21 protein-coding genes and 1 pseudogene are annotated in these 26,514 nt (G+C 63.3%); 8 read left to right on the top strand and 14 right to left on the bottom strand.

All coding sequences use genetic code 11. The annotated features are described in order from the left end of the window. The 8 genes and pseudogenes from VV867_RS14950 to VV867_RS14915 all read right to left on the bottom strand — a co-directional run. Window positions 1-144: pseudogene (locus tag VV867_RS14950) on the bottom strand (acetaldehyde dehydrogenase); the annotation flags it as partial. A 9-nt stretch (window positions 145-153) separates the two neighbouring features. Next, window positions 154-975: a 2-keto-4-pentenoate hydratase gene (gene mhpD / locus VV867_RS14945; protein ID WP_328566830.1), complete on the bottom strand. Its 822-nt coding sequence runs from the start codon at window positions 973-975 to the stop codon at window positions 154-156. Beyond that, on the bottom strand, window positions 972-2,726 hold the full coding sequence (gene mhpA / locus VV867_RS14940) for a bifunctional 3-(3-hydroxy-phenyl)propionate/3-hydroxycinnamic acid hydroxylase MhpA (RefSeq protein ID WP_328566829.1): 1,755 nt from the start codon (window positions 2,724-2,726) through the stop codon (window positions 972-974). Before mhpA ends, mhpD begins: the two co-directional genes overlap by 4 nt. Window positions 2,727-2,741: 15 nt before the next feature. Then, a complete protein-coding gene (locus VV867_RS14935) occupies window positions 2,742-3,725 on the bottom strand; it encodes a VOC family protein (protein WP_328566828.1) in 984 nt (327 codons plus the stop codon). A gap of 15 nt (window positions 3,726-3,740) precedes the next feature. Then, on the bottom strand, window positions 3,741-4,607 hold the full coding sequence (locus VV867_RS14930) for an alpha/beta fold hydrolase (protein ID WP_328566833.1): 867 nt from the start codon (window positions 4,605-4,607) through the stop codon (window positions 3,741-3,743). A 153-nt stretch (window positions 4,608-4,760) separates the two neighbouring features. After that, the gene (locus VV867_RS14925; protein ID WP_442965030.1) at window positions 4,761-6,122 is read right to left on the bottom strand and encodes a DUF1329 domain-containing protein; all 1,362 of its coding nucleotides are present in this window, start codon (window positions 6,120-6,122) and stop codon (window positions 4,761-4,763) included. Between the two features lie 12 nt (window positions 6,123-6,134). Continuing rightward, entirely contained in the window at window positions 6,135-7,994 is a 1,860-nt protein-coding gene (locus tag VV867_RS14920; protein ID WP_328566827.1) for a DUF1302 domain-containing protein, read from the bottom strand. A gap of 266 nt (window positions 7,995-8,260) precedes the next feature. Then, window positions 8,261-8,866 (bottom strand): TetR/AcrR family transcriptional regulator, encoded by a 606-nt coding sequence (locus VV867_RS14915; RefSeq protein WP_328566826.1) that lies wholly within the window; start codon window positions 8,864-8,866, stop codon window positions 8,261-8,263. 219 nt (window positions 8,867-9,085) lie between these two features. On the opposite strand from VV867_RS14915, the gene VV867_RS14910 reads away from it, so the two are divergent. The 5 genes from VV867_RS14910 to VV867_RS14890 all read left to right on the top strand — a co-directional run bounded on the left by VV867_RS14910 (window position 9,086) and on the right by VV867_RS14890 (window position 15,731). After that, window positions 9,086-10,159 (top strand): amidohydrolase family protein, encoded by a 1,074-nt coding sequence (locus VV867_RS14910; protein ID WP_328566825.1) that lies wholly within the window; start codon window positions 9,086-9,088, stop codon window positions 10,157-10,159. Window positions 10,160-10,635: 476 nt separating this feature from the next. After that, a complete protein-coding gene (locus tag VV867_RS14905; RefSeq protein ID WP_328566824.1) occupies window positions 10,636-11,097 on the top strand; it encodes a PaaI family thioesterase in 462 nt (153 codons plus the stop codon). A gap of 48 nt (window positions 11,098-11,145) precedes the next feature. Continuing rightward, a complete protein-coding gene (locus VV867_RS14900; protein ID WP_328566823.1) occupies window positions 11,146-12,879 on the top strand; it encodes a long-chain-fatty-acid--CoA ligase in 1,734 nt (577 codons plus the stop codon). Beyond that, window positions 12,876-14,654, top strand: coding sequence for an acyl-CoA dehydrogenase (locus VV867_RS14895; RefSeq protein ID WP_328566822.1), 1,779 nt, complete (start codon window positions 12,876-12,878; stop codon window positions 14,652-14,654). The genes VV867_RS14900 and VV867_RS14895 overlap by 4 nt, the downstream gene beginning before the upstream one ends. A 45-nt stretch (window positions 14,655-14,699) precedes the next feature. Continuing rightward, a complete protein-coding gene (locus VV867_RS14890; RefSeq protein WP_328566821.1) occupies window positions 14,700-15,731 on the top strand; it encodes an amidohydrolase family protein in 1,032 nt (343 codons plus the stop codon). 66 nt (window positions 15,732-15,797) lie between these two features. Here VV867_RS14890 and VV867_RS14885 read toward each other — a convergent pair whose 3' ends face one another. From VV867_RS14885 to VV867_RS14875, 3 genes are all read right to left on the bottom strand, one after another. Continuing rightward, window positions 15,798-17,060: an OprD family outer membrane porin gene (locus VV867_RS14885; protein WP_328566820.1), complete on the bottom strand. Its 1,263-nt coding sequence runs from the start codon at window positions 17,058-17,060 to the stop codon at window positions 15,798-15,800. A 91-nt stretch (window positions 17,061-17,151) separates the two neighbouring features. Beyond that, on the bottom strand, window positions 17,152-18,369 hold the full coding sequence (mhpT, locus tag VV867_RS14880) for a 3-(3-hydroxy-phenyl)propionate transporter MhpT (protein WP_328566819.1): 1,218 nt from the start codon (window positions 18,367-18,369) through the stop codon (window positions 17,152-17,154). A 179-nt stretch (window positions 18,370-18,548) separates the two neighbouring features. Then, complete coding sequence (locus VV867_RS14875) at window positions 18,549-19,016, bottom strand: MarR family winged helix-turn-helix transcriptional regulator (RefSeq protein WP_328566818.1); 468 nt, start codon at window positions 19,014-19,016, stop codon at window positions 18,549-18,551. 145 nt (window positions 19,017-19,161) lie between these two features. Between VV867_RS14875 and VV867_RS14870 the strand changes: the two genes are divergently transcribed. The 3 genes from VV867_RS14870 to VV867_RS14860 are packed head-to-tail and all read left to right on the top strand — an operon-like array spanning window position 19,162 to window position 24,195. Then, window positions 19,162-20,937, top strand: a complete 1,776-nt coding sequence (locus VV867_RS14870) for an acyl-CoA dehydrogenase (protein ID WP_328566817.1) — start codon at window positions 19,162-19,164, stop codon at window positions 20,935-20,937. 41 nt (window positions 20,938-20,978) lie between these two features. Further along, window positions 20,979-23,006: an FAD-dependent oxidoreductase gene (locus tag VV867_RS14865; RefSeq protein WP_328566816.1), complete on the top strand. Its 2,028-nt coding sequence runs from the start codon at window positions 20,979-20,981 to the stop codon at window positions 23,004-23,006. Window positions 23,007-23,016: 10 nt separating this feature from the next. Next, entirely contained in the window at window positions 23,017-24,195 is a 1,179-nt protein-coding gene (locus VV867_RS14860) for an acetyl-CoA C-acyltransferase (protein WP_328566815.1), read from the top strand. 405 nt (window positions 24,196-24,600) lie between these two features. Here VV867_RS14860 and VV867_RS14855 read toward each other — a convergent pair whose 3' ends face one another. From VV867_RS14855 to VV867_RS14845, 3 genes are all read right to left on the bottom strand, one after another. Next, on the bottom strand, window positions 24,601-25,272 hold the full coding sequence (locus tag VV867_RS14855; RefSeq protein ID WP_328566814.1) for a YoaK family protein: 672 nt from the start codon (window positions 25,270-25,272) through the stop codon (window positions 24,601-24,603). Window positions 25,273-25,422: 150 nt separating this feature from the next. Further along, window positions 25,423-25,695, bottom strand: a complete 273-nt coding sequence (locus tag VV867_RS14850) for a XapX domain-containing protein (RefSeq protein WP_109935871.1) — start codon at window positions 25,693-25,695, stop codon at window positions 25,423-25,425. A gap of 116 nt (window positions 25,696-25,811) precedes the next feature. Then, the gene (locus VV867_RS14845) at window positions 25,812-26,504 is read right to left on the bottom strand and encodes a hydrolase (protein WP_275626921.1); all 693 of its coding nucleotides are present in this window, start codon (window positions 26,502-26,504) and stop codon (window positions 25,812-25,814) included. Window positions 26,505-26,514: the final 10 nt, after the last annotated feature.

Genomic DNA, 26,514 nt, shown 5'->3' with positions numbered 1-26,514 from the left:
TGCGCGGGCCAGACCGTCGGAGGCCGGGTCGATGCCGACCATCGCGGCCATTTCCAGGTGCTGCGCGTTGCGCAGGAGCTTGATCATCAGGTCGGTGCCGATGTTGCCGGAGCCGATGATGGCGACTTTGCGTTTCTGGCTCATGGTCTTCTCTTAGCTCGGTAGAAAGACAGCATCTGGGGTGGCGCTGAAGAAATGGGTAGAGACGCTTCCAATTCCCTCAAGGGTGGCGGTGAATCTGTCCCCCTCCTTCACGGGAATCATGGGGCCAAGAGCGCCAGTCAGGATCAGGTCCCCAGCGAGGAGGGGCGTGCCGAGTGACGCCATTTTGCGAGCCAGCCAGACTGCGGCATTCAGCGGGTGCCCAAGGCACTCCCGCCCTCTGCCGCTGGATACTTCCTGCCCGTTCAATGTCATCCGCATCTGACAATCGAGCAGATCCAACCCTTCCAGCCGACGAAGCGGGCCACCTAGCACATAGGCGCCACAGGAGGCATTGTCAGCGACGGTGTCGACATAACGGATGTCCCAGTTGCGAATGCGGCTGCCGACAATTTCCAGCGCAGGAAGCACCCATCGCACTGCCGCGCATAGCTCATCAAACGTGGTATCTGCCCGAGGCAGGTCGCGCCCCAGGACCAGGGCAATCTCGGCCTCGATCTTTGGTTGCATCACACGCTCGATTGCGATGCCCTGTTGTTCGCCGTAGCACATATCAGCGAACAGAGTCCCGAAGTCAGGCTGATCGACGCCCAACTGGGCTTGCACCTTGGGATTGGTGAGACCAATTTTGCGGCCAACGATCCGGCGCCCCGTGCTTTGCCAATGCTCAACATTGATACGTTGGATGGCATAGGCTGCGTCTCCGTTGTCCGAACCAAGCTCGGTGCGCAGAGGTGCAATGGCCTCCCCATGCAGCTCTGCATGGCGCAGATCGGCAGCGAGCCTCTCAAGCACTTCTGAATCGAGGCTCATGCGGATTTCCTCAGCGGCTGTTGTTCAGTTACAGAGCCGGCGAGTGCAGCGGACCAACCGAGTTGACGACCGAGTTCCTCGATAGCGGCATTCAACTTGTCGCCCGATACGACGGCAAAGGCGAACTTGTCTGGCCGGACGATGGCTACAGCGTTCTGTTTTGCGCCTGATCGCTTAAACCACTTGAGCATTTCTTCGCCGACTTCTTCGACCTCAACCAGACCGCTGGGCGTGTGGCGTTGAACATCTTTCCCCTGGGGCCGGCCGCCGATGGGGAACAGGCTCAGGTAGTTCACCCCCTGCGCGGCGAGCAGTGCACGAGACTGGCCATTGAGGAAGTCCTGAGGGTTCACGCCCAGACCAATAAGCGCAAAGTCCTCGCCCATGAGGCTGTCGAGCAGCACTCTCTTACCCTTGAAGGTTCGGACATGGGGTTGGGGAACCATCTTTCCTTCGACGGATCGACGACCGCGGCGCGGTATGCCCAGGTAGGTGCCGGCCTTATAGGTTGGCGTCGGTTTGAAGCCACCTTCACGAATCCACTTGCCGATGATCGGGGTGGCCTGCAACGTTTTGGCAGTGATGTTTCGCAGGGCCGCCTTCACTGGATGGGCCATCGAAACGAAATCCTTCATCACGACCGAAATGTCGATCATCGCTTTGGCGTGGTGGTAGCGTTCCCGACTATAGGTATCCAGAAGCTGATCACCCGCCCTGCCTTTGAGGACAGCGTCGAGTTTCCAGGCCAGGTTATAAGCGTCGCGCACACCCGAGCTCATGCCTTGGCCCATGAACTGCGGCGTCATGTGCGCCGCGTCACCCGCGAGCAGCACACGTCCCCGGCGCCATTCCTGAGCGACCAGGGCGTTGAAGGTGTAAACGAGGCGTCGCTTGACGTCGAATTTATCCGGATCGACGTGACGACTGATGAGCTTGCGGACGGTTGCCGGGTCCTCCATGTACTCCTTGGTTTGGCCGGGCATGAGCATGAACTCGAAGCGATGGAATCTTCCCGGCTGCGGACAGCTGACGGTGGGGCAGATGGGGTCGCAGACGAAGTTGAAGTAGGGGATGTGTCGCAGAGCTTCCTCACCCTCTTTAAGCTCCAGGTCAACAACCAGCCACGGCTCCGGGAAATTCTTGCCGTCCATCTTGATGCCGAGCGACTCGCGCACGGTGCTTCGACCGCCGTCGGCGCCGACCAGATAGCGAGCTCGAATGATCTGGGGGTCTACGTCAATTTCGTGCTCGCTACGCGCGTCGCTGCTTTCACTGAAGCGGAAGGTCCGCGTGGCCTGATGAGTGACGGTCACCCATTCATCGTTTTGTTCAAAGGCAGTGAGTTCCCGGCCTCGTCGAATCAGGACATTGGGGTAGCGCTGGAGAAGATCGGTCAGGCGCGTTTCCATCCAGGGCTGATACAAGAAGTTGATCACGGGCCAGCCGAACGGACGGTTCAGTTGCCAGTACTGGCCAAGCACGCGACCATCGGCAAAGGTCCACTGGGCCGGCGTGTCGATCTGCATGTCTTCTGCAAGTTCATCTGCAACGCCGGCGGACTGCATGATTCGCATGCATTCATCGTCGGTGTATACGGCCCGAGCATTTCCATAGAAGGTTGGCTCACGCTCCAGCACGATTACCGACAGACCGCGTTTACCCAGCAGGTGCGCCAAGGTGGCACCCGTTGGGCCCAGTCCCGAAATCACGACATCAACGGTTTCGCCATGCAGCTTCTTGTTATTGTCCATCTCCAGCGCGTCTCCCTAGAGCGGTGAATATTCAGTGTTGAAAAGCGAGCGGAAGCCGCGACCGAAATTGCCCAGGTTGGTGGTCAGCTTTTTCCAGCGGGTTTGCTTTTCGGGCTTGTGGCCCCAGAGGCTGATGCCCTTGTAGGAAGTCGTGCGCCACGTTTCTTCATTGACTTCCAAGGCATTCCATCCGAGTTCCATTTCGAACCCTGAAGGGGTCATTACGTAGAAGGACTGCTCGCGATCATTGGGGTGCTCCCCGATCTCATGCGCCATTTCGAAGCCCAACTTGCGGCAGCGGAGGAAAGCGTCAGTGAGCCCACTGACGGACGTCGTCAACAAATTCATGTGCTGAATTCGAGTACGAATCGGGTCCATGGGCAGGTCTTTGACGACAGCAATCGCAATCGAGTGATGTCGTGGATTCACCCGGAAGAAGTCGATGTCCAGCGTGACGCCCGCGATGCGTTCAACGATGTGATCGCTGTGGCGTGCATCGAAGACTTCCTGCCAGAAGCGCCGCATCTGTTCGGGCTTTCGAGATGTGATCGCCAGGTGCCCCATCCCCATCTCTCCAGTTATGAATCCGGGACTAAGCATCTCGAGAGGGCCATCGTCAGTGAGCGGCTCGATGAACAACTCGACCGCAAGCCGTTTCGGGCCGATGACTTCCCAGAACTCACGGACACCCCTATCGGCGGCTTGGCTTACAGACCCTCGCATTGCCTCGATCCCGAGCTTTTTCAGGCGCTGAAGCACCTCATTCAGCGTGTTCTTGTCACGAAGCTGCCAGCCAACGGCGACGAGGTCTTCGGCTGCGCCGCGCTTCACAATGATCCGCCGCTGGTGCTGGTCCATGCGGTAGGCCAATACCTCTGAGTCAGCCTGCGCTTCGTGCAAGCCGATGCCAGCCTTGAGCAGGGCTCGCCAGCGATCCATCCGCTCGGATTCGATAACCGCATAGCCCATGCTACTGGCGCCGAAGATGTCCTGAGCCATATCGATATCCTCCACTCAGGCCTTAGGCGTGTTCACTGCCAGGAAGGAGGTGCTGATGGCATTGAACTGATCGGCACGTTCCCATTGCACCCAGTGGCCGGTCTTGGCGAAGAGGTACAGATCGCAGTTGGGCATGCGCTTGAGGAGGGTGGCACCACCGCTGGGGCGATTCACGAGATCTTCCGTACCCCAGAGGACCAGGGTCGGTACCTGGCAGGTTTTCAGTCGATGATCGCGAGTGAAGTCCATGCGGATTGCCGCACCGAGGCTCGGTGGGCGTCGCAGCGGGGGCTGCTTTACAACTTCCGGATCAATGCTGGAGCGATAGCGCTCTTCGATCATCGCGTCGGATACCTGGCTCCCGTCATAAACCAGGTAGTCACGGATGAAGTGCGTGATCTTTTCCAGAGATGGGCCATCGCCGTTGTAGTAGTCCAGCAGCAGCTTGAGTCCGGGAGTAGGGAGGCTCCGCGTAGTGTTGACTCCACCGGGCCCCATGAGGATCAGCCCCGATACACGGCTGGGTGCCTCCAGAGCCATTCGCAGGCCACAGGCGCCCCCAAGCGAGTTGCCGATGATGTGAGCGCTCTTGATGCCGAGCACATCCAGCAGGGCAAGCATGGCGCTGGCAAGGTCGCCGAACGGGTCGTCGCGATTCACGCCTTTGGACGACTTGCCATAACCGGGCATATCCACCACCAGGACGCGGAATCGCTCAGCGAGGGCGTCGATGTTGCGCGAGTAGTTGGACAGGCCCGAGGCGCCCGGACCACCCCCGTGGAGCATGAGCACCGGATGTCCAGTGCCTTTCTCGGCTACGAATATCTGGCGCTTTCCGACCACGACACTGCGGGTCTGCAGCTCGGAAATGGTTTCTTTCATGTTCACTGCGTTGCTCCTGTTGTTATGGAGGCCTGTCGGCACGTTTCGAAGCATGGACCTACTCTAGGTCAATAATGTCCACTTGTGAACAGTAGTGTTCATTTAATGGCAAAATTTTCCCAAGGACTGTTTCTCGGAAAGGGGATGGCGGCGCTAGCGCACGCCGGAATTGCGCAAGGCGGTGGGGGTGTAATCGGCGGCGCTGGCCTTGAAGCCGAATTCGACTCCGGTTTTTTCTTCGTTGGTCATCCCGGAGACCAGATAGCGGCCGTTGATCAAGTCGTACAGCGCTTCAACGCCCAGGTAGGGGATCTGTTTGTCATACAGCGGCGTCATCGAGCTTTCGCCTACTCGCCAGAGCGTGCCCCTGCCGTCGTAGTGCTCCGCAACCATCGCTTGCCAGGTGTCTTCGTCGATATACAGGACGCGCTTGGCATAAATGTGGCGCTCGCCGGGCTTGAGCGTCCCCTCGACAACCCACACGCGATGCTTCTCGTAACGGACCAGATCCTGGTTCATGTGACCGGGCTGCAGGATGTCGCTGTATTTGTGGGCCGGTGATTCGAGCTCGAAGTTGTTGTATGGGACATAGAGCTCGCGCTTACCGAGCAGCTTCCACTCGTAGCGATCTGGAGCGCCGTTGAACATGTCCAGATTGTCCGCAACGCGCTGGCCATCAGACGCAGGGTAGGGCCCGTCGTAGGCGATTTGGGGGGCTCGGCGCACACGACGCTGACCCGCGTTGTAGATCCACGCCATCCGGGGCTCTTTGACCTGGTCCAGTGTCTCGTGAACGAGAACGACGTCGCCGGCAAGCCGTGCGGGCGCGGTTACCAACTGCTTGTAGTAGAAGAGCACGTTGCTCTCCTTGCCGGGATCGAAGTCACTGAGCTGATCGCGATAGGTGAATTGCTGCTTGAAGTGAACCGGAGTGAAGGTGCCATTGGCGGTCGGCACGGCTTGCACATGATTGCGCTGGGCGCTTCCGCCGCGGTAACGGGTGATATGGTTCCAGAGAACTTCGATGCCGCTCTGGGGAATAGGGAAGGGGATTGCCGTCTGGAAATCCTGCAGACCGTTCCCGCCACCCACGAGGCTCGTCTTGCGAGCATTACCGGCGATAGCCTTGAACACTGCGTCCGGGTATGTCGCCGTGCGATGTGTCGGGTAGATGTTCATGTGATAGTCCGGATAGCGCTTGAACATTGCTTGCTGGCCGGCTGAGAGGTTGGAGGCGTATTGGTTCAGGTTTTGTGCAGTGATGGTGAATACCGGCCTTTCACTGCTAAAGGGGTCGCTGAGGCGACCATCCGTCCCACGTTGGCCCGCAGTAGTCGGCAAGCCACCAGTCCATTGGGGGATGCTGCCGTCGGCGTTGGCTGCTTTCTCTGCCCCCATTGGGGTGAGACTCGTGCCGAGCTTTTGTGCCTCGGCTTCGGAGACAGCGGCAATGGAGTGGAGTGGCATGGACAGAGCTGCGCCAAGCAGCGCAATACGCAAGGAGGCATTTTTCATTGTTGTTCTCCGTTAGAAGGAAACGCCGACGCTCAGCGCGACGAAGTCTCTGTCGACGTTGACGTTGTAATCACCGCCGAAGAAGTTGGTGTACGAGAGGCTCGCGTTATAGGTGTTCAGGTAGGTGGCATCGAGGCCAATGCTTACGGCCTTGGAGCCTTCGTTGAAACCAGGCTCGGGACCGTAGCCGTCAACGTCGTGCGACCAGGCCAGGTTCGGCTTGAGCTCCAGCCCCTGGATGACGTTGGAGTACTCCCAGATGGCTCGCGCGCGGTATCCCCAAGCATCTGAAGTGGTGAAGCCATCGTTGGTGCAGTACTCCGGAGTGGCGCTGGTGGACGTACACACGCTGTTGTCCGGGTAGATTGCGCCGCCTCCATAGGCAGTGCTCCGCCCGTACCGCACACCACCTCGGCCTTCAAGTCCGCCGACGTGCACGTATCCGACCTCGCCGATCAGCGTCAGGCGATCAGCCCCCATTACCTGGTCAAAGAAGTGCGTTGCCGTAACCTGGGCTTGGGTAACCTCTTTGCGCCGATAGCCAGAAATGGCGGTAGAGTTCTGCAGATTGATCGCGCCAGAAGACAACAGTGGGGACAGTGCTGTGACCCCGGTTCCTGCTGTGATCAAATCGTACGGGTTGATCTGCAGCGGCATATTGGGGCGATAGCTGACCTCTCCGGCGAGCGTGGTCCCCGTCGGTAGACTGGTACTGAAGCTCAGGCCGTAAAGACGGACATCCTCGGGATAGTCGATGTAGTACTTCGAAGTGCCGAGCCGATAGGCCTGCGCCAGACTCTGGCCTGCCGCCGTCCCCAATACCGCGGAGCATGCAGCGGCCGGGACGCCCAGGTTTCCGCAGAGCTCCGGAGCGAAGCCCGGATCAGCCGCATGAGGGCTGGTTACAGCGCTGATGTAGGGCATGCGGCTGTGGTAGTTCATGAAATAGGCGCCGAATTCGCTGTCCCACTGCGGGGCGAACCAGCGCAGCGCCATTCCCCATTGGCCACTATCGCGCGGGTCATTGTCATGCGCGCGCGGAATCTCGATGCCTTCGCTGGTTAGCTTGATTCCGAACGGGGACAGAGCCTGTTGGGCGAGCGGGTTCTGGTATATGACGGGGCCCACCGGCAGGCCGCCGCAGCCATCGGCAACGACGTCGTTGCCGGAGAAGAAGGTTCCGCAGTTGTCGATGACTGTCTTGTCCCACCCGAACTGGTAGAACATTTCGGTGGAGAAACTCTCGCTCAGACTTTGAGAGAGATAAAACATGTTGACCGGCACCAGCCCTTCCTTGATCTCCGAGCCAGGGCGGCGGAAGGAGGAGACGTCTATGGGGTTGATGGCGTTGATGCCGCCCTGGATGAAGGTGCTCTCGCCCCAGTTGACCACCTGCCTGCCGACCTTCACGACACCGGGCAGTTCGCGGAGCTCGTAATTGTGGTAGACGAAGGCGTCGAGGAATTCGGCGCCGGCCGATTTGGCCGCCTCTTCGCGGCCACTGTCGCTGATGTTCCTGAAGCGCAGGTCCTCGTCCTTGAGGACGAAGTCGTACCAGTACTTCCCGCGGACGAACACACCGCTATCGCCGTACTTCAGCTCCAGGTCGTGGAGGCCCTTGAACACCCGCGAGATGGCGTCGCCAGAGCGGAAGTTGAGCTTGCCGTCGTCCACGCTGTGGCTGTTCAGCAGCTTGGCCTTGGGGTTCTGCGTCGACCAGCTGGAGCCGATCGACAGCGAAGAGTCGAACTGCCCCTCGATCTCCCCGAGGGTGAAGGTCGCCGCCTGGCTGGTGGGAACTGTCAGGGCATAAAGGGTTAGTGCGGTGGTCAGACGCAGTGGCCTGAGGTGCAGGGGATTTGCCCTTTTCATGTTTAAGCCTCTTTTTGTTGTTGTCGACTTTTCTGCGGATGAGCATCTTCCCGGCGCCCGTTGATACGGGCGCCGTGCAAGGGAGTAGCGCAGGGCTGGCGGCGGCTGCCGCGTTAGCTAGGAGGTCGGCGAGCGACTGCTGGCAAGCAGTGGCAGGTGATAGTGGTGAAGGAGTGCTTTCATTGTTGTTGTCTCCTTTCTTCGGGCTGAGCGCCCCCTGCGGCACGCCGGAAGGGCGCGCCGTTCAAGGCAATGGGGGCTCTGCGTTAGTCGAGAGTTGGTAGTACCGGCAACGGCGCGCTGGCGAATGCATGCGCTTCTTCCGGGGGCACCCCTAGCGCGCGCAGCACCAGCTCGGCGGTGTCGGCGCCGGCATCTCTCCAGGTTTTATGGCCTTCGAGCACCAGGGCGATGGCGATCAGCACCGAGCCGGCAAGCATGCCGATTACCGATACCATCTGCTCCGGGCGGAAGCTGTAGCGATGTTTGGACAGGCCATCGAGCACGTCACGTGCCGGGGGGCCATCCCACATTTTTTGCAGCGAGAGGCTGGTGGCCGAGTAGCGCACCAAGAACGCGCCCCAGTGTGGCTCCTCATGGGCTCGCCGGATGTAGAAGCGGATGCCGTTAGCCAGACGCTGGGCCGGGTCCAGATCGGGGGCTGCACTGAGTCCAACCCGTTCGTTCATCTCCGCTGCCAATTGACTCGCGACGTTCTCGAACAGCGAATCCACCGACTCGAGCTTCTTGTAGATGGTGCCGCGTGCAACACCGGCGGTCTGCGCGAGTTCGCTGACGTTGATTTCGTCCATGCGTCGCTCGGCGAAGATGCGGATGGCGGCGTCATGGATGCGTTTTTCGATTGCGCTCATAAAAGATCCTGTTAACCGTGACTCAGAGTGAACAGTCGTGTTCATCCGGAGTCAAGAGTTATTTGACTGTCCCATGATCGATGAGGGGGCGAAGGATAGGTGATCTGAATTGACACCTTGTGAACATTGATGTTCATATCTTGCTGGTAGTGTTCTTTTCGCCTGTGTGCCCGGGCGCATGCGCTCGCGGTCATTCGAACTCCACCGACGGGGATAACCATGTCCATCCAGCAAGGGCGCCTAGACGTCCATCATCACATCATTCCGCCAGCTTTCGTTGCCACAATGGACAAAATGGGTTTGACGAAAGTGGCAGGGGCGCCGTTGCCGAGATGGACGCCGCAGAAGTCCATCGAGGTCATGGACGTCAACGGCATCCAGACCGCGATAACTTCATTGTCGGCTCCCGGGGTGCACTTCGGCGGTGGTGTGGAGCAGGCGCGGGAGCTGGCGCGGCAATGCAATGATTTCGCTGCGCAGATGCGCGAGGACTTTCCAGGGCGATTCGGCAATTTCGCCGTGCTTCCCACCCCTTTCACCGATGCCGCTTGCCGCGAAGCCGTGCGTGCGCTCGATGAACTCAAGGCGGACGGCGTAGTGTTGCTCGGCAGCACCGATGGTGTCTTTCTCGGTGACCCGCGTTTCGAGGAGCTGATGGCCGAACTCGATCGCCGCCAGGCTGTGGTGTTCGTCCATCCCAACATGCATGCCACCAGCGAACGGATAGGCTTGCAGACGCCAGGATTCCTGCTCGAGTTTCTCTGCGATACCACCAGGGCGGCGGTCAACCTGATCCTTACCGGAACCCTGGAACGCTTCCCGAAGATCCGCTGGATACTGGCGCACTCCGGTGGTTTCCTGCCTTATGTGGCTTGGCGTATCTCCCTGGCGAACGCCCTGCCGGAGTTCAAGGACCAAGCGCCTCAAGGTGTGATGACGTATGTAAAGCGCTTCTATTTCGACACCGCGCTTTCACCGTCGCGCTATTCGATGGTTGCTTTGAAGGAGCTAGTGGATCCTTCGCACATACTTTTCGGTAGCGACTTCCCGTTCGCGCCAGCGCCGATCACCACGCTGCAATGCCAGACCCTGGACGACAATGGCCTGTGGTCGGAGTCGGTGCAGTACGGCATCGCTCGTGGCCACGCGTTGAGTCTTTTTCCGCAGTATCGGCTGGCCGGGGAGCAGGTTACGCCCGCTCCCATCTATGCCGCGGAAACCTTCCCCGCGCGGATACGGCGAGGTATGGCCAAGCCCCTTGGTGCGCTAGCCGAGCGCATTCGCAACCGCTGAGCCGTTTCCACGGCACTGCCTGGAACAAGAAAAGAGGCTGTCATGAATCGTCGTGAACTCGTCACGGCGTCCGGGGTTGGGCAGTGAACGCTCCAACTACATGACGACACGCAATTCATTTTCGCTGGCCACGCGGATGATTACGTTGCTCCGCTGGCCACGGACACACGGCACGGGCACCGTTTCCCCCTGTCATTCACCGAGTTGCTCCAGCAATTCCCGGACGATAGGTCTGGAAGCTCGCTTCCAGACCTAACGCCTCCTGCGCAGCATCGATCAAGGCCTAAGGCCGGCGTATCGCCTACTGCGCTGCTATCGCCAGATGGCGACAATCTCGTCAACCAAGGTTGACATAAAGTGCACTTTTCGCCACGCTGAGATCCTGTCAATCAAGGTTGACTTGATGGCTGGGCTGCGGCGTTCTCACACCCGTCTTGGTCTGGCCTGTTTTTCAGCCCAGTAGGAGTGCATGGCCGATGCGGGTAGCACCCAGCGCCGGTCCGGACAATCCGGATCGATTTTTCATCGAACAATTCATTGCAGGTGGCTGGCACGACCGGCCGGTTCCCGATAGCCCTCTCGCGCAGCAATTGCGCATGCGTCTGGTGCACGCCGAGCGTGGCAGCGTCGAGGCCTCGTTCTCGGTGGACGAAAGCTTCACCCAGGGCGGGGGAGTGATCCAGGGCGGCATAGTCGCCGCGCTGCTGGACTTCGGTCTGGCTTTCGCCGCCCTGTCCGTGCTGGAGGCAGGGTGCACCGCCGCGACCACCGCGCTGACGGTCAATTACCTACGCCCGGCGCCCCATGGCGACTACCGCGTCCAGGGGCAGTTGGAGAAGCACGGCCGCTCGCTGATATACGCCAGCGCGCGGTTGTTCTGCAGCCAGGGGCGGCTGGTAGCCACCGCCAGCTCGCCGATGGCGATCGTCGCGATGTAGCCCGGTTCGTTGCCTGCCGAGCCCGTTCGTCTGTCGTTTGGAGAACCCATGAATAATAACAACAGCTTTCCCGTAACCGGCTTGCCTGCGCCCCTGTCCGCCCACGGCCAGCCTGAACCGGTAGAGGTGGCGGCCCATCGCCTGCTGGCACGGCACGTACCGCGTCACCCGGGGTTACCTGCCACTGCCATCCAGGAAGCCTTGGAGACCAACGCGAAGCGCTTTCCCCACGAAATCGCCATCGACTTCTATGGCACCACCCTCAGCTACCGGGAGCTGCACGAGCGGGTCCAGCGCCTGGCCGGCTACCTGGTGCAGAGCCTTGGCGTGCGCCCCGGCGACAGAGTGCTGCTGGACATGCAGAACAGCCCCGCATTCATTGTCGCCTTCTACGCCATCCTCCGCGCCGATGCCGTGGTAGTGCCGGTCAACCCCATGAACCTCGAAGCTGAGCTGCGCTGGCTGATCGAGGACAGCGGCGCCCGCGTGGTACTGGCCGCCCAGGACCTCGAAGCGGCATTCTCGGGGCTGCTCCTCCAGGGCGTTTTCGAGCATCTGGTGTTGGCCTGCTACGCCGACGACCTGCCAGCGACTGCGTCCGAACTGGTACCGGCGTTCCTCGCGGAGCCGGCCAGGCAGCCGGCCGGTGCCGCCACCAGCACCCTGGGCCAGGCCCTGCGGCATCCGCCCCTGGCCAGCGTCGCACAACGCTGCGGCGAGGACCTGGCGATGCTCGTCTACACCTCCGGCACCACGGGGCGGCCCAAGGGCTGCATGCTCAGCCACAGGGCGGTCAATGCCCAACTGGTCGCGCTGATGCACTGGAACCACTGGTCCAGCGAGTCGGTGGTCCTGGCTACCGCGCCTTACTTCCATGTCACCGGCATGTGCGCCTCGATGCTCGTCCCCCTGGCCCTGGGTGCCTCTATCGTCCTGTTGCCGCGCTGGGACCGCGAGGTCGCACTCGACTGGATCGAGACCCGTGGCGTCACCCACTGGACCAGTATCCCGACGATGATTGTCGATCTGCTCAGCGTGGAGGGTATCGACCGGAGGAACTTCTCGAGCCTGCAGATGATGGGTGGGGGCGGTACCGCGATGCCAGCCGCCGTCGCCGAGCGTCTGCGCCAACTGACCGGTCTGCACTACCAGGAAGGTTGGGGCATGACCGAGGTGTGCGGCGCCATCCACCTGAACCCGCCCGGGTGCCCCAAGCCGCAATGCCTGGGCATTCCCTTGTTCGATGTCGATACCCGCGTCCTCTGCCTTGAAAGCGACGCCGAGCAACCCCAGGGGCGGCAAGGCGAAATAGTCACGCGCTGCCCCTCGCTGTTCAGTGGCTACTGGAACAACCCCGAGGCCACCGCGGAGTCCCTGGTCGAGATCCAGGGCAGGCAGTTCCTGCGCACCGGCGACATCGGCTATTTCGACGAGCAGGGCTACCTGTTCATGGCCGAGCGCCTGAAGCGAATGATCAATGTCAACGGCTACAAGGTCTGGCCCAGCGAGGTTGAGAGCCTGCTCTACCACCACCCCGACATCCAGGAAGCCTGTGTGATCGCCGGGCGCGCCGCGGATGGCCGGGAAGCGGTGAAGGCCGTGGTCGTACTGAGGTCGGCCACGAGTGAAGCGCTCGATGCCGAAAGCCTGATGAACTGGTCGCGCCAACAGATGGCGGCCTACAAGATTCCCCGCCTGGTCGAATTCGTCGACGCGCTGCCGAAATCGGCGACCGGCAAGATCCAGTGGCGGGAGCTGCAGAACCTGGAGAACCAACGATGACGCCTTTCAATCCGCCACTTGCCGACCTGCGCTTCGTGATGGAAAACCTGCTGGACCTCGATGCACTCGCCAGCCTGCCGTCGTTCGAGGGAATGGACGCCGGCTTGCTGGCCACAGTGTGCGAGGAGGCCGGCAAGTTCGCTGCCGGGGTCCTGGCGCCGTTGAACCAGCCGGCGGACATCGAGGGCGTGCATTGGAGCCCGGCCGGGGTGAGGACCGCCAAGGGCTTCGACCTGGCCTACCAGGGCTGTATCGAGTCGGGCTGGAACAACGTCGCTGTCCCGGCTGCCCTGGGCGGGCAGGGCCTGCCTTGCGTTGCCTCGTCGGCCATCACGGAAATGTTCATGGCAGCGAACAAGGCCTTTTCCATGTGCCCGGGGCTCACCTTGGGGGCAATAGAGGCCCTGGAGGCCTGTGCCAGCGAGGCGCTGAAGGCACGCTACCTGCCTCCCATGGTCAGCGGTCGCTGGAGCGGCACCATGAACCTCACCGAACCCCAGGCTGGCTCCGACGTCGGCGCCATCCGCTGCCGTGCTACCCCGGATGGAAGCGGCGGCTACCGCCTGCAGGGGCAGAAGATTTTCATCTCCTGGGGCGAGCAGGACCTGACCGAGAACATCGTGCACCTGGTACTGGCCCGGCTGCCGGACTCGCCGCCGGGGGCCAAGGGCATCTCGCTGTTCCTGGTGCCGAAGTTCCTGGTGAACGAAGACGGCAGCCTTGGTGAACGCAACGATGTGCGTTGCGTATCGGTGGAGCACAAGCTGGGGATCCATGCCAGCCCGACCTGCGTGATGGCCTATGGTGACGAGGGGGGAGCCTTCGGCCACCTGGTGGGGCAGCCGAATCGTGGCCTGGAGGCCATGTTCGTGATGATGAACCAGGCTCGCCTGACCGTCGGCATCGAGGCACTGGGTTTGTCCGAACGTGCCTATCAGCAGGCCCTCGACTATGCCCGCCAGCGCCAGCAGGGCGGTGATCTGGCAGGCAATCGCAACGTGCCGATCATCCGTCACCCCGATGTGCGCCGCATGCTCCTTCGCATGCGTGTTCAGACCGAGGCCATGCGTGCGCTGGCGCTGGTGATAGCCCAGGCCCAGGACTTCGCCCGGCAGCATCCGCAACCCGAGGTGCGGGCCGCGCACCTGGGCTTCGTCGAACTGATGACACCGGTGTTCAAGGGCTGGGCGACCGAGACCAGCCTGGAAGTCACCTCGCTGGCGGTGCAGGTGCATGGCGGCATGGGCTTCGTCGAGGAAACCGGAGTCGGTCAGCACTATCGCGATGCCCGTATAGGCACCATCTACGAAGGCACCACGGCGATCCAGGCCAACGATCTGATAGGCCGCAAGATTCTGCGCGACAGCGCCGGGCACCTCGATGGCCTGCTGGCGGACATGCGCGCGGTCGCGGCCGACCTGGCGGAGCACCCTTGCAGCCTCGGGCTACGCCTGGGCACGGCGGTGCAGGCGCTGGAGCAGGCAGCTCGGCAACTGCGCGAGCGCTTCGCGACGGAGCCTGAGCAGGCGCTGGCCGTCGCCGTTCCTTTCCTGATGCTGTTCGGCCAGGTGGCCGGTGGCTGGCAGTGGGGGCGCATGGTGCTGGCGGCGCGGGCGGGCCTGGAACGCGCCGGCGCGGACCGGGACTTCCTGCGGGCGAAGCTGCTCGCCGGCGAGTTCTATGCCGAGCACATCCTGACCGGCGCGCCGGGCTTGGCTCAGACGGTGTTGCTGCAGCGCTGCCCGTCCCTGGATTGGTCGGAGACGCTGTTCTGATTGGCCGTGCCACGGCCCCACTCACAACAAGAATTGGAATCCGCAATGAAACGTAGACAGGTACTGGTATCCATGGCAACTGCCGCCACCGCCGCCGCTCTTTCCGGGCTTTCACCGGCGCAGGCCGCCTCGCCGAAGAGCACTTCAGGCGCGAAGGCCGCGCGTCGCATCGACACGCACCAACACATAGTTCCGCCCTTCTACGGGCAGTGGCTGGAGTCACGCGGCATTACAGCCGGCGGCCTGCCCATTCCCAAATGGAGCGCGGAAGCCGCGCTGGACCTGATGGATAGCAACGGCATCGAAACCGGCATCCTCTCGGTCTCCACCCCGGGTGTGCACCTGGGCAATGACGCCGAAGCGAGGGTGAAGGCGAAGGAGGTCAACGAGTACTGCGCCGAGGTAGTGGACAAATACCCCGGGCGCTTCGGTTTCTTCGCCACGCTCACCCTGCCTGACGTAGACGGCGCCATCGAGCAGGCCGAATACGCGCTGACCAACCTCAAGGCCGATGGCGTGATCCTGCTGGCCAACGTTCGCGGCACCTACGTGGGCACGCCGGAGTGGGACCCGTTGCTGCAGGCGCTCGATCGGCACCAGGCCCGGGTGTTCATCCACCCCTCGGAGCTTCCCGGCCCGGAAGTACCGGGCATTCCGCCCTATGCCGCGGACTTCCTGCTGGATACCACCCGAGCCGCACTGAACCTGGCCAAGCGTGGCTGCCTGGAACGCTACCCGAACCTGAAGATCATCCTGTCTCATGCCGGCGGCTTCGTGCCCTATGCGGCGGAGCGCATGGCGCGTATCTGCTCGGCGGACGGCTCTACGGAAGGCGGCATTCGTCGCTTGCGCCAGTTCTATTTCGACACTGCGCTTTCCAGCAGTGCCTACGCGCTGCCGGCATTGCTGGCTTTCGCCAAGCCGGAGAACATCACCTTCGGCAGCGACTGGCCCTATGCCAACAAGGAGCGCTCCAGCTACTTCACCGGCCTGCTCGATGCATACGGCTTCACCGACGCGCAGCGCAGCGCCATCAAGCGCGACAACGCATTGCGCTTGTTCCCGCGCCTGGCCTGAGCCAGACAGAAGCCGCCGGGGTCTGAGCCCCGGCGGCTTTCTTTTGTGCCCCACCCGGGGGCGTCTTCACCAGAGCTTGAAACTGTAGTCGATGTTGATCCGAGTCTGGTTCACATCGCGGGCGAAGCTGCTGTGGTAGGAACTATTGCGTACGTTGAAGGCCACTCCGCGTAGCGGGCCTTCCTGTACCACGTAGGAAAGCTGCAGGTAGCGTTCGCTTTCATGACCATCGCCGGACTGCAGGGCGGGTACGTCTATGTTGTCGCCGCGCAGGTAGCGCAGCCGGGCGCTCAGGCCGGGAAAGCCAATGGCACTGAAGTCGTACTGGTAGTTCAGCTGCCAGTGGCGCTCGTTGCGGTTGACCATGTCGCTGACCAGCGCGCCTTCGCTGTGAACGCTCAGCACCGTGCCGGAAATGCCCGGCATTCCGGTGTCGCCACTGACGCGGTAGTAGCCGGCGCCCAGGGTATGTGCCCCCACCGACCAGTTGCTCATCAGGCCGATGTACTGGCTGTCCACACGGCCAGCGTTGGCTTTCCCATCCTCGCCGCTGTCGTAGAAGCGGATGTCGTGCTTCAGCTGGCCCAACGGCAGGGGCTGGGCGATGGTCGCCCCCAGGTAGTCCTGGCGGTAGATGTCTTCCAGTCGGCTGTGATAGTAGCTGAGCCTGATGCCCTTGGCCGGGGTGTACTCTGCGCCGAGATAATCGAAGCGGTCCGCCTCGGCGGCCTTCTGGAAGCGGCCGAAGGGCGAGGCCATCTTCATCTTCTCGAAGCGGTCGTCGTCACGGCCCATGATGCGGTCGAGGCTCGACAGGGTGAAGGTCCAGCCCTCCAGGTCACGGGAGCTCAGTTCGGTACCGCGGAACACCGGCGAGAACATGCGTACCGGTGGCGTGATCAGCACCGGCACCATGGGGCTATGGCCGCCGACCTTCAATTCGGTTCGGCCCAGGCGCAGTTTTGCGGTTGCCACGCCCTTGCTGTAGCCGGATTGCGCCCGGCCCTCGTCGGTGCGCTTGAGCAGGCCGGTGCCGCTGCGCCCGGGGGCGGAATCCAGGCGCAGGGCGCTCATCCCCAACAGGTCGAAGCCCAGCCCGAGCGGGGTGTCGCTGTAGCCGGAGCGGAAGTCGAGAATCGCGCCCTGGGCCCATTCGCGTTGCCGAGACACAGGCTGGCCGATGGTAGGTGCATTGCGATAGTCGGAGTCGAAGTAGTAGTTGCGCAATTGCAGGCTGGCGCTGCTGTCGCCGAAGATCTCGGCGACAGCAGGCAAAGGGCTGGCGAAGACGAGCGCCAGGGGCAGGGTGCAGGAACGCAGTGGATTCATGGGGGGCCTTTTGTCTTTCTTGTGGGCGAACGGGCCCCACGCGCCGATGTGGTCAGCGCGCGAAGCTTTTCAGGGGGATCGCGGGCCTGGATCAGGCCGTGGCGGCTGGTGTCGCTTGCGGCCGCCGCAGCATGAAGGCGGCGAGCAGGGCGGCGATGAGCACGCAGGGCAACGCTGCCACCAGTACCGCGCCGGACCCCAGCCCCTGCAGCAGCAGGTGGCCGACCAGCAGTGGGCCGAGCATGGCGCCCAGGCGCCCGCAGGCCACTGCGCAACCCAGTCCGGTGGAGCGGATGGCGCTGGGATAGACCACCGTCGCCAGGGTGTAGAGCACCAACTGGCCACCGATGGTGAAGAAGCCGGCCAGCGCGCCCGCCGGCAGCAGCAGCTCGTAGCTGCCGGCCAGGCGCAGGCAGAGCAGCGCCAGGAGGATGCCCAGGTACATCAGGCCTACCACCTTCCCGGCGCGCCAGCGGTCCAGCAGGCTGCCGAGCACCAGCGAACCGGCGGCCGCGCCCAGGCCGAAGCCGGCCTGCACCCGCACGGCCTGTTCATGGCTGAGGCCTTGTCCCATCAGCAGGCTGGGCAGCCAGTTGAGCAGGATGTAGACCACCATCAGCGTAAAGAAGAACACCACCCACATCAGCAGCGTGGTGCCGCTGCGTTGCGGACCGAACAGCGCCGCCATGGAGGGCTGCTGCACGTCTTCCCGGCCTGCGGCGCGGTTGCGCTCGAAGGCCGACGACTCCGGAAGCAGCAGGTAGAGCAGCGGCACCAGCACCAGGGGGGCGATGCCACCGACATAGAACACGGTGCGCCAACTGGCGGCCACGCCTTCCATGCCCAGCACCGTAGCCAGCACCCCACCTAGCGGCATACCGCAGAACATCAGGCTGACGGCACGCCCGCGGTGCCGATCGCTGGCCGCTTCGGCGGTCAGTGCGATCAGCGTGGGCAGTGCCGCGCCAAGGCCGATACCGGTCATCAGGCGGGCCAGCAACAGGCTTGGCAGGTTCCAGGCGAAGGCAGTGAGTAGCGAGAACAGACCGAAGACGCCTATGGCGGCGAGCAGCACGATGCGACGACCGTGGCGATCGGCGAGCACGCCGCCGAGCAGCGAGCCGGGCAGCAGGCCGAGAATGCCGGCGCTGAACACTGCGCCCAATTGCTGGGGCGACAGGCTCAGTTCCTGGCGCAGGCCGGAGGCGGCTATGCCGGCCGATTGCAGGTCCAGCCCTTCGAGCAGGGCGACACAGAAGCACAACGAGATGGTCAGCAGCGCACGTGCCGACACGGGTGGATTGCCCATGAAACTATCCTTTTCTTGTGGGTTTTTTCAGGATGTTCATGGCGGAATCGCGCAGATGGATAGGCGTCCGCCACAGGCTGAAAATGTCAACCTGTGGTGACGAATATCTGCGTCCCTGGGGGTTATGTCAACCTGTGTTGACGTATTTTTGTGAGCCGGCCATCGCCGCCGGCCCCGCCTTACCAGGCCTTGGCGAGGATGCGCTTGAGTTCGTCCAGGTCGGCCTGGCCGATCCGTTGGGCCAGGTCCTGCTCGATCTTTTCCAGGTTGCGGGTCGCCGAGGCGGACATGGCGAAGCCCTTGGCCGTAAAGCCGACCAGCTTGACGCGCTTGTCTTCTTCGCTGTCGATCAACTCGACCAGTTCCATCTGCACCGCTTCGTTGACCAGTTTGTGTACCGCCTGGCGAGAGATCGCCAATTGCCGGGCCAGTACCGAAATACCTACCGGTTGACGTTTCATCAGGCCGAACAGGCGGCTCATGGCCGGGGTGACCTGCTTGTAGCCGCTGGCTTCGGCCATGGCATAGAGGCGTTCCTCGATCCACTCCTGGCGGGCCGCCAGCAATTGCCGAAGGAACGGCCGGCCGGATGGCTGGCTGGTGGCGGCGATAGGTGCTGCATCGGCTGTCTTGCGGGAGGCTTGCACGTTTTCTTCTCGGCTGCTGTTGACAGCCAATCTTAGGTAAGTCTAGGCTTTGCGTCAATGTCAACCATGGTTGACATATTGCGCGACCACAGCAATTCCATTGTTGTCGTAATTCATTGATTGATCGATAAAAAGAGGGTGGCTAATGGCGGCCTATCTCGCCCCGTTAAAGGACATACGCTTCGTCATTCACGAGTTGAACGGCCTGTATCGTTCTCGCATGGCCCGACCGCAGACGGACCTCAGCGAGGAGATGGTCGATGCCTTGCTGGAGGAGGCGGCACGCTTCAGCCAAGACATAGTCGCCCCACTCAACGTTATCGGCGACCGGGAAGGGGCGCGCTGGGTCGAGGGGCAGGTCAGGACTCCCGGGGGATTCAAGGAGGCCTACGCACGCTACGTGGAGAATGGTTGGAACGCCTTGCGCTGCGAGCCGGAGTACGGTGGCCATGGCTTCGCGCATCTGCCGGCGATTGCCGTGGAAGAGATGCTGGTCTCCGCCAACCTTTCCTTCGCCCTGATCCAGGCCTTGAACATGGGGGCGGTGGAAGCCCTGCAACTGAGCGCCAGCGACGCTATCAAGCAGCGTTACCTGAGGGAGCTGGTGAGCGGGCGCTGGACCGGCACCATGAATCTCACGGAGCCCCAGGCGGGCTCGGACCTGGGGGCGATCCGCACCCGCGCGGTGCCCGATGGCGAACATTACCGCCTGTTCGGGCAGAAGATCTTCATCACCTACGGTGAGCACGACCTGGCAGAGAATATTCTCCATCTGGTGCTGGCCAGGACGCCGGAAGCACCGGCCGGTACCCGTGGGCTGTCGTTGTTCCTGGTGCCTAAGTTCCTGGTGAACGAAGACGGCAGCCTCGGTGAGCGCAACGAGGTGAGCTGCCTGTCCATCGAGCACAAACTGGGCATCCATGGCTGTCCTACCGCGGCACTGTCCTTCGGCGACCAGCGCGGGGCAATCGGCTACCGGGTCGGGGACCTGCATGCGGGTCTCAGGTACATGTTCATCATGATGAACCTGTCCCGATTGAATTCGGCGTTGCAGGGGCCCGCCCTGGGGGAGCGCGCCTACCAGCAGGCGCTGGCCTACGCCGAGGGACGGGTACAGGGCAGCCGGCCCGGTGCGGGGCCGGTAGCGATCATCGAGCACGCCGACGTCAAGCGCATGCTGTTGATGATGACTTCGCAGGTCCAGGCCATGCGTGCATTCGTCTATTGCACGGCCGAGCGACTGGACGTTGCATCGCTGCTGGCGCCCGGCGAGGAGCGCGAGCGGCGCCTGCGCCAGGCCGAGTTGCTGACGCCGGTGGCCAAGGGCTGGTGCACTGAAGTCGGCCAGGAAGTCGTTTCGCTCGGTGTCCAGATTCACGGCGGCATGGGCTACGTCGAGGAGACCGGCGCGGCGCAGTACCTGCGCGACATGCGCATCGCCAGCATCTACGAAGGCACCACCGGCATCCAGGCCAACGACCTGGTCGGGCGCAAGATAGTGGCTGATCGCGGCGAGGCGTTGCTGGCACTGCTTGAGGAAATGCACGACGTCGTCCGCGATCTCTCGGGCAGGGCGGATGCGACTGGGCGTCGGGTGGCGCAGTTGTTTGGCAGCAGCATCAAGAGCCTGTCGGACAGCCTGGAACACCTCCTCGGCCTGGAAGTTGCGAGCCAGGCCGCGCTAGCAGTGCCCTTGCTGATGCAACTGGGCTACACCTGCGGAGCCTGGATGCTCGCCCGCAGTGCCGGCATCGCCCTCGACAGGCTGGGGGACGAGGCCGTCGACAGCGGTTTCTACCAGTTCAAGCTGCAGACGGCGCTGTTCTACATGGAACACGTCTTGCCGAAGGCGCAAGGCCATGCGGCAACCGTTCGCAGCGATGGGATGAGCGTGCTGGACATCGACCTTCGCGCGGGCTGAGGCCACGCGACACCACCCACCTTCACAAGGAATTTCTACGGATGAACGCACCTTACGAGTTGCGCGGCGACGCCGTGGCCGTCGTTCGGCTGGACAACCCGCCGGTAAACAGCCTGGGCCAGGTATTGCGCCAGGCGCTGTTCCACGCGCTGAGAGCCGCTCAGGCGGACCCCCGGGCCGCGGCGATAGTGCTCGAAGGCCGGGGTGACGGCTTCAGCGCCGGCGGCGATCTGGTCGAGTTCCGCGCGGGTACCACTTTCGCCCAGCCGGACCTGCCCGGCGTGATCTTCGACCTCATCGAGCACTCTCCCAAACCGGTAGTCGCGGCATTGCATGGCTATGCCTTGGGGGGTGGCCTGGAGCTCGCACTAGCCTGCCATGGCCGAGTGGCCGCCTGGAACTGTCGGGTCGGCCTACCCGAAACCACATTGGGGCTGCTGCCGGGGGCCGGCGGTACCCAACGTCTGCCACGCGCCGTCGGGCTGGAGGCGGCAACCAGCATGATCGTCAATGGCAACCAGGTCGAGGCGGGCACTTTGGCGGACTCGCTGCTGTTCGATGCGATCAGCGACCAGCCCCTCGAAGAGGCCTGCCGGCTAGCGCTGGTGCTCGCCGAACAGGGGCAGCCTTTCCCGCTGCTGCGCCGCTTACGTGTTCAGCATCCGGAACCCCAGGGGTTCCTGGCGTTTGCCCGACAACAGGCACGCGGCAGACGCCACTACAATTCGGCCCTACCCAAGGCGATCGACGCCATTGGCTTGAGCCTGGCCGCTGATTTCGATGCCGCGACGCGTCAGGAACAGCAGCTGTTCCGTGGGCAACTGGACGACCCCGAGTCCCTGGCCATCCGCCACGCCTTCCTGGCCGAGCGCCTGGCGCCCAAGGTCGCGGGGCTCGAGCTGGACGCCGCCCTGCCGGTCAGGGAGGTGGTGGTGATAGGCGCCGGTTTCATGGGCAGCGGCATCGCCACCTGCCTGCTGCGCGCTGGTTGCCGGGTCAGCCTCTATGACAGCCGGCCGGGGGCCGCCCAGGCCGCGGCGGCGCGCCTGGCCGAGCAGGAGGGTAGCCCGGCTGGGCAACTGCGTGTGATCGAGGGCTTCGCCGAGATGGCACCGGCTGACCTGGTGATCGAGGCCGTGGTGGAGCGGCTGGACGTGAAGCAGGCGATCTTCGCGGAGCTGGGGCGGCATTGCCGCGCCGACGCCGTTCTGGCCAGCAACACCTCGAGCCTGGACCTTGACCGGATCGCCGAGGCCAGCGGCTGCCCCGAGCGAGTCGTTGGACTGCACTTCTTCGGCCCGGCGCAGGTGATGCGCCTGCTCGAAGTCGTACGCGGGGAAAAGACCGCGGCGCCGGTGTTGGCCACGGCCCTGGTCCTGGCCAAACGCCTGCGCAAGGTGGCGGTGGTCGCCGGGGTTTGCCGTGGCTTCATCGGCAATCGGCTGTTCGATCGTTATCTGCTGCAGGCGCTGGCCCTGGCCAGCGAGGGTATCGCCCCGCAGCGCATCGATCAGACGCTGGAGCGCTGGGGCATGAAGATGGGACCGTTCAAGGTCATGGACCTGGTGGGCATCGACCTGCTGCGCGGCGCCTGGACGGGCGTCTATGAGCAGGCCGGTGTCGGCTTGTTGGCCCGCCTCTGCGACGCTGGCCGCACCGGGCAGAGGGCGGGGCTGGGCTGGTATCGCTACGACCAGGGGCCAAAGGCGCAGATCGATCCTGGGCTGGATGGGCTGGTGGGGGCAACTGGCGAGGAGAGGGTGATCGAGGATTCCGGCATTGTGCAGCGTTGCGTTCTTGCTCTGGTTAACGAAGGTGCTCGCGTTCTGGAAGAGGGCATTGCGCAGCGCGCGTCGGACATCGATGTGGTGTTCCTCCTTGGTTATGGCTTCCCCGGCAGCCGCGGTGGGCCGATGTTCTGGGCCAGCAGTCAGGGGCTGGCGGCTACTCGGCGACAGTTGTGCGCATTGGCCGAACAGACCGGCGACGCATTCTGGCAACCGGCGGCGCTGATCGACCGCCTCGCGACAGAACTCAAAGATTTCTCTTCCGTAGACAGCCATGAGTAAGGAGTCGGTCATGCAACGCGCCGTCATCGTTTCCACTGCCCGTACGCCTTTCGCCAAATCATGGAAAGGGGCTTTCAACCTGACCCACGGTGCCACCCTGGGTGGACATGTTATTGCCGCCGCCGTGGCGCGTGCCGGAATCGACCCTGCCCTGGTCGAGGACGTGGTGCTTGGCTGTGCGAACCCAGAGGGCGCCAATGGCGCCAACCTGGCGCGCCAGGCGGCTATCCGCGCCGGGCTGCCGGTGAGTACCGCCGGGGTTACGGTAAACCGTTTCTGTTCCAGTGGCCTGCAGGCCATCGCCTGGGCTGCCCAGCGGATCATGACCGGGGAGTGCGAAGTGCTGGTCGCGGGGGGAGCGGAGTCTATCTCCTGCGTGCAGAACGAAATGAACCAGCACATGCTGGAGGAGGCCTGGATCAAGCGGCACAAGCCGGAGTTGTACTGGCCGATGCTGCGTACCGCCGAGACTGTGGCGCAACGCTACGGCATCGGTCGCGAGGCACAGGATGCCTATGGCGTGCAGAGCCAGCAGCGTGCCGCAGCGGCCCAGCAACAAGGGTTGTTCGGCGAGGAAATCGTCCCTCTGCGGACCCGCGCTGCACTCATCGACCCGAAAAGCGGCGCCATGAGTACCCGCGAGGTGACTGTCGAGGCCGACGAAGGCATACGCGCAGGCACAGCGCTGGAGGATGTTTCGAAGATCCGCTCGGCCGTTCCCGGTGGCAGCATCAACGCCGGCAACGCCAGCCAGTTCTCCGATGGCGCCGCGGCCTGCGTGATTATGAGCGGAGCACGTGCGCAGCAATTGGGCTTGTCGCCACTGGGGGCTTTCATCGGTGTCTCGGTGGCGGGGTGCGAACCGGACGAGATGGGAATCGGCCCGGTGTTCGCGGTGCCGCGCCTGCTGGCGCGTCATGGCTTGACCGCCGCCGATGTGGGGCTCTGGGAGCTCAACGAGGCTTTCGCAGTGCAGGTCCTCTACTGCCGTGAGCGCCTGGGTATCGACAACGACAAGCTGAACGTCAATGGCGGCGCCATCGCGCTGGGTCACCCATATGGGGCCAGCGGAGCGCGGATGATCGGCCATCTGATGATCGAAGGTCGCCGCCGAGGCGCTCGCTACGGCGTCGCTACCATGTGTATCGGTGGTGGGCAGGGCGCGGCAGCCTTGTTCGAAATCTACTGACGCAGGCTGGTTGCCGGCCATGTAAGCGGGGCACCTTGGGGCCCCGCTTGTTGTGGGGGGCAGATTGTTGCCCTGCCGAACAAACGCCGCCATGGCCGCACGGATATCCCCAGCCACAGTAGGGCAGTCCTGCGGTGGTCACTGTGAAACGTAGGTCGTGCCCTGGGCCTTGAAGTCATTACCCTGGGCCGCCAGTTGGATCTGCGAGCCCTTGGCGAATTCCGCCGTCCCGGAGACGGCGATCACGGCCTTGCGGGAATACCTCTGCGAAATGCGTTTGAGCGGTGGCGATGGCGCCGTTTCCTCGAAAGCCGTGGCGAAGCCCTGAAGGCAGCCAACCACCGGCCGGAGCGTTGCAAGGACAGGGTGTTGTCGACGTCGGGCCCTGTTCTCCTGGCCGTGGCGCTACGAAACCTGGCCCACCCCAGCGCGCGAACCGACAAGCGCTGCAGCCAGGGCGATGGCGGGCGGCACGGCGAAGCACCACATCCCCACCCAGGCGTAGGCGAGTGCCGACAGGCCGCACCCGGCGGCAAAGACCAGGATGGCGAATGCCATCTTGCGCATCCTGCCCAGGGCGAGGGAGCGCGCCGGGGCGTCCACACCGCGCAGGAGGTCGGCCAGGTCGAGCATGATCTGCGTGGTGGTTCCGGTCATCAGCGTCGAGGGTGGCGCGCTTGACAGGTGCATGCGCTGAAGGGCGTTCTGGATGGCCATGGCGGCGACCAGCAGCATGCCTGCGGTGAAAGCGGGGGCCGCGTCAGCATCTTGAAACGGCCCGGATGCGATCAGGATGGCGGCGGCGGCCGACAGCAGGGGAATCTTGGCGAGCATCAGCCATCCCGGCGAGCGGATCAGCCTCGCCAGCACCACGCACAGGCAAAAGATCGGCAAGGCCGAGAGCTTGGCCAGGGCGCCACCGGTCCCGTGCACCAGTGTCGCGCCCAGGGTGACGAAGTTGCCGGTGACATGGGCCGTGAACAGCCCATGCAGGGCGAGAAAGCCGGCGGTATCGACATAGCCGGCGTTGAACCCCAGCAGTCCGGCGAGCGTGGGTGAGACGGCGGGCTGTTCCATGGTGGCTCCTTCGATACGATGGCGGGCAGGGCGCATTGAGCGGACAACAACCGCGAAGGTGGATCGCGGAAGCCCTCTGGCTGCCGCAGGTGCCGGGGATGCGCTCGAGCCCTCCGGGCAGTGGGGCGTTATCCCATGGCGCCAAGCCGTTCACGTCCGTTCCCGTTCGGGCGCCTCTTCCGACGCATGCCGTCCAGGCAGTTGGCCCAGCACATGGCGGGTGGCCTGCGTCTTGTCGCAGGCCGTGCTGAAGGCTGTGCCGTTCAGCAGCTGCTTGCCGACCGGGATGATCTGTTCGCCCACCAGGATGCCGAGCAGGCCGACCAGGGCCACCAGCGGCGGGGCGGGCGAGCGTACGTTCAGCAGGCTGTAGATGACGCCGACCAGCAGGCCGGCGCCCAGGGACAGGACATACAGTTTCATGGTTCACCTCGACTCCGGGACGGGGCGCGGGCGCCTGGCCGGAGCGTGCATGAAGGTCGGGGATGGGCCCCGGGGTGACCGACAATGCGGTTCCCCCCGGGGCTCGTGGTGCGGCCTTACTTGGCCGGGTTCGGGCCGATGCGCTCGCCGTGCTGCACGCGCTCGGGCGCCTTGTGGACCATGGTGTAGGCGTAGTCCACGCCCATGCCGTAGGCGCCGGAGTGATCCTTGACCAGCGCCATGACGTCCTCGTAGGTTTCCTTGCGGGCCCAGTCGCGCTGCCATTCCAGCACCACCTGCTGCCAGGTCACCGGTACGATCCCGGCCTGGATCATGCGGTCCATCGCATACTTGTGGGCATCTGCCGAGGTGCCGCCCGAGGCGTCGGCCACCATGTAGATCTCGTAGTCGGTGTCGTGCAGGCACGACAGGGCGAAGGTCGTGTTGCACACCTCGGTCCACAGCCCCGAGACGACGACCTTCCTGCGGCCCTGGGCCGCGTTCGCGGCCAGTGCGTCACGCACGTTCTGGTCGTCCCAGGAGTTCATCGAGGTGCGCTCCAGGATCCTGTTTTCCGGGAACACCGCCAGCAGTTCCGGGTAGGTGTAGCCGGAGAAGCCTTCGGTCTCGACCGTGGTGATGGTGGTCGGGATCTTGAAGGCCTTGGCGCCCCTGGCCAGCGCGACGACGTTGTTCTTCAGGACCTGGCGGTCGATCGACTGCACGCCGAAGGCCATCTGGGGCTGCTGGTCGATGAAGATGACCTGGCTGTTCTGCGGGGTCAGGAGTTCAAGGTATTTGTTGGTCATGGGACTCTTC

Origin of the sequence: Pseudomonas sp. JH-2 (assembly GCF_036231725.1) — a bacterium.
Taxonomy (GTDB): domain Bacteria; phylum Pseudomonadota; class Gammaproteobacteria; order Pseudomonadales; family Pseudomonadaceae; genus Pseudomonas; species Pseudomonas delhiensis.
The sequence above is the reverse complement of the archived record's forward strand: the minus strand, read 5'-3'. Positions and strand labels throughout refer to the sequence as shown.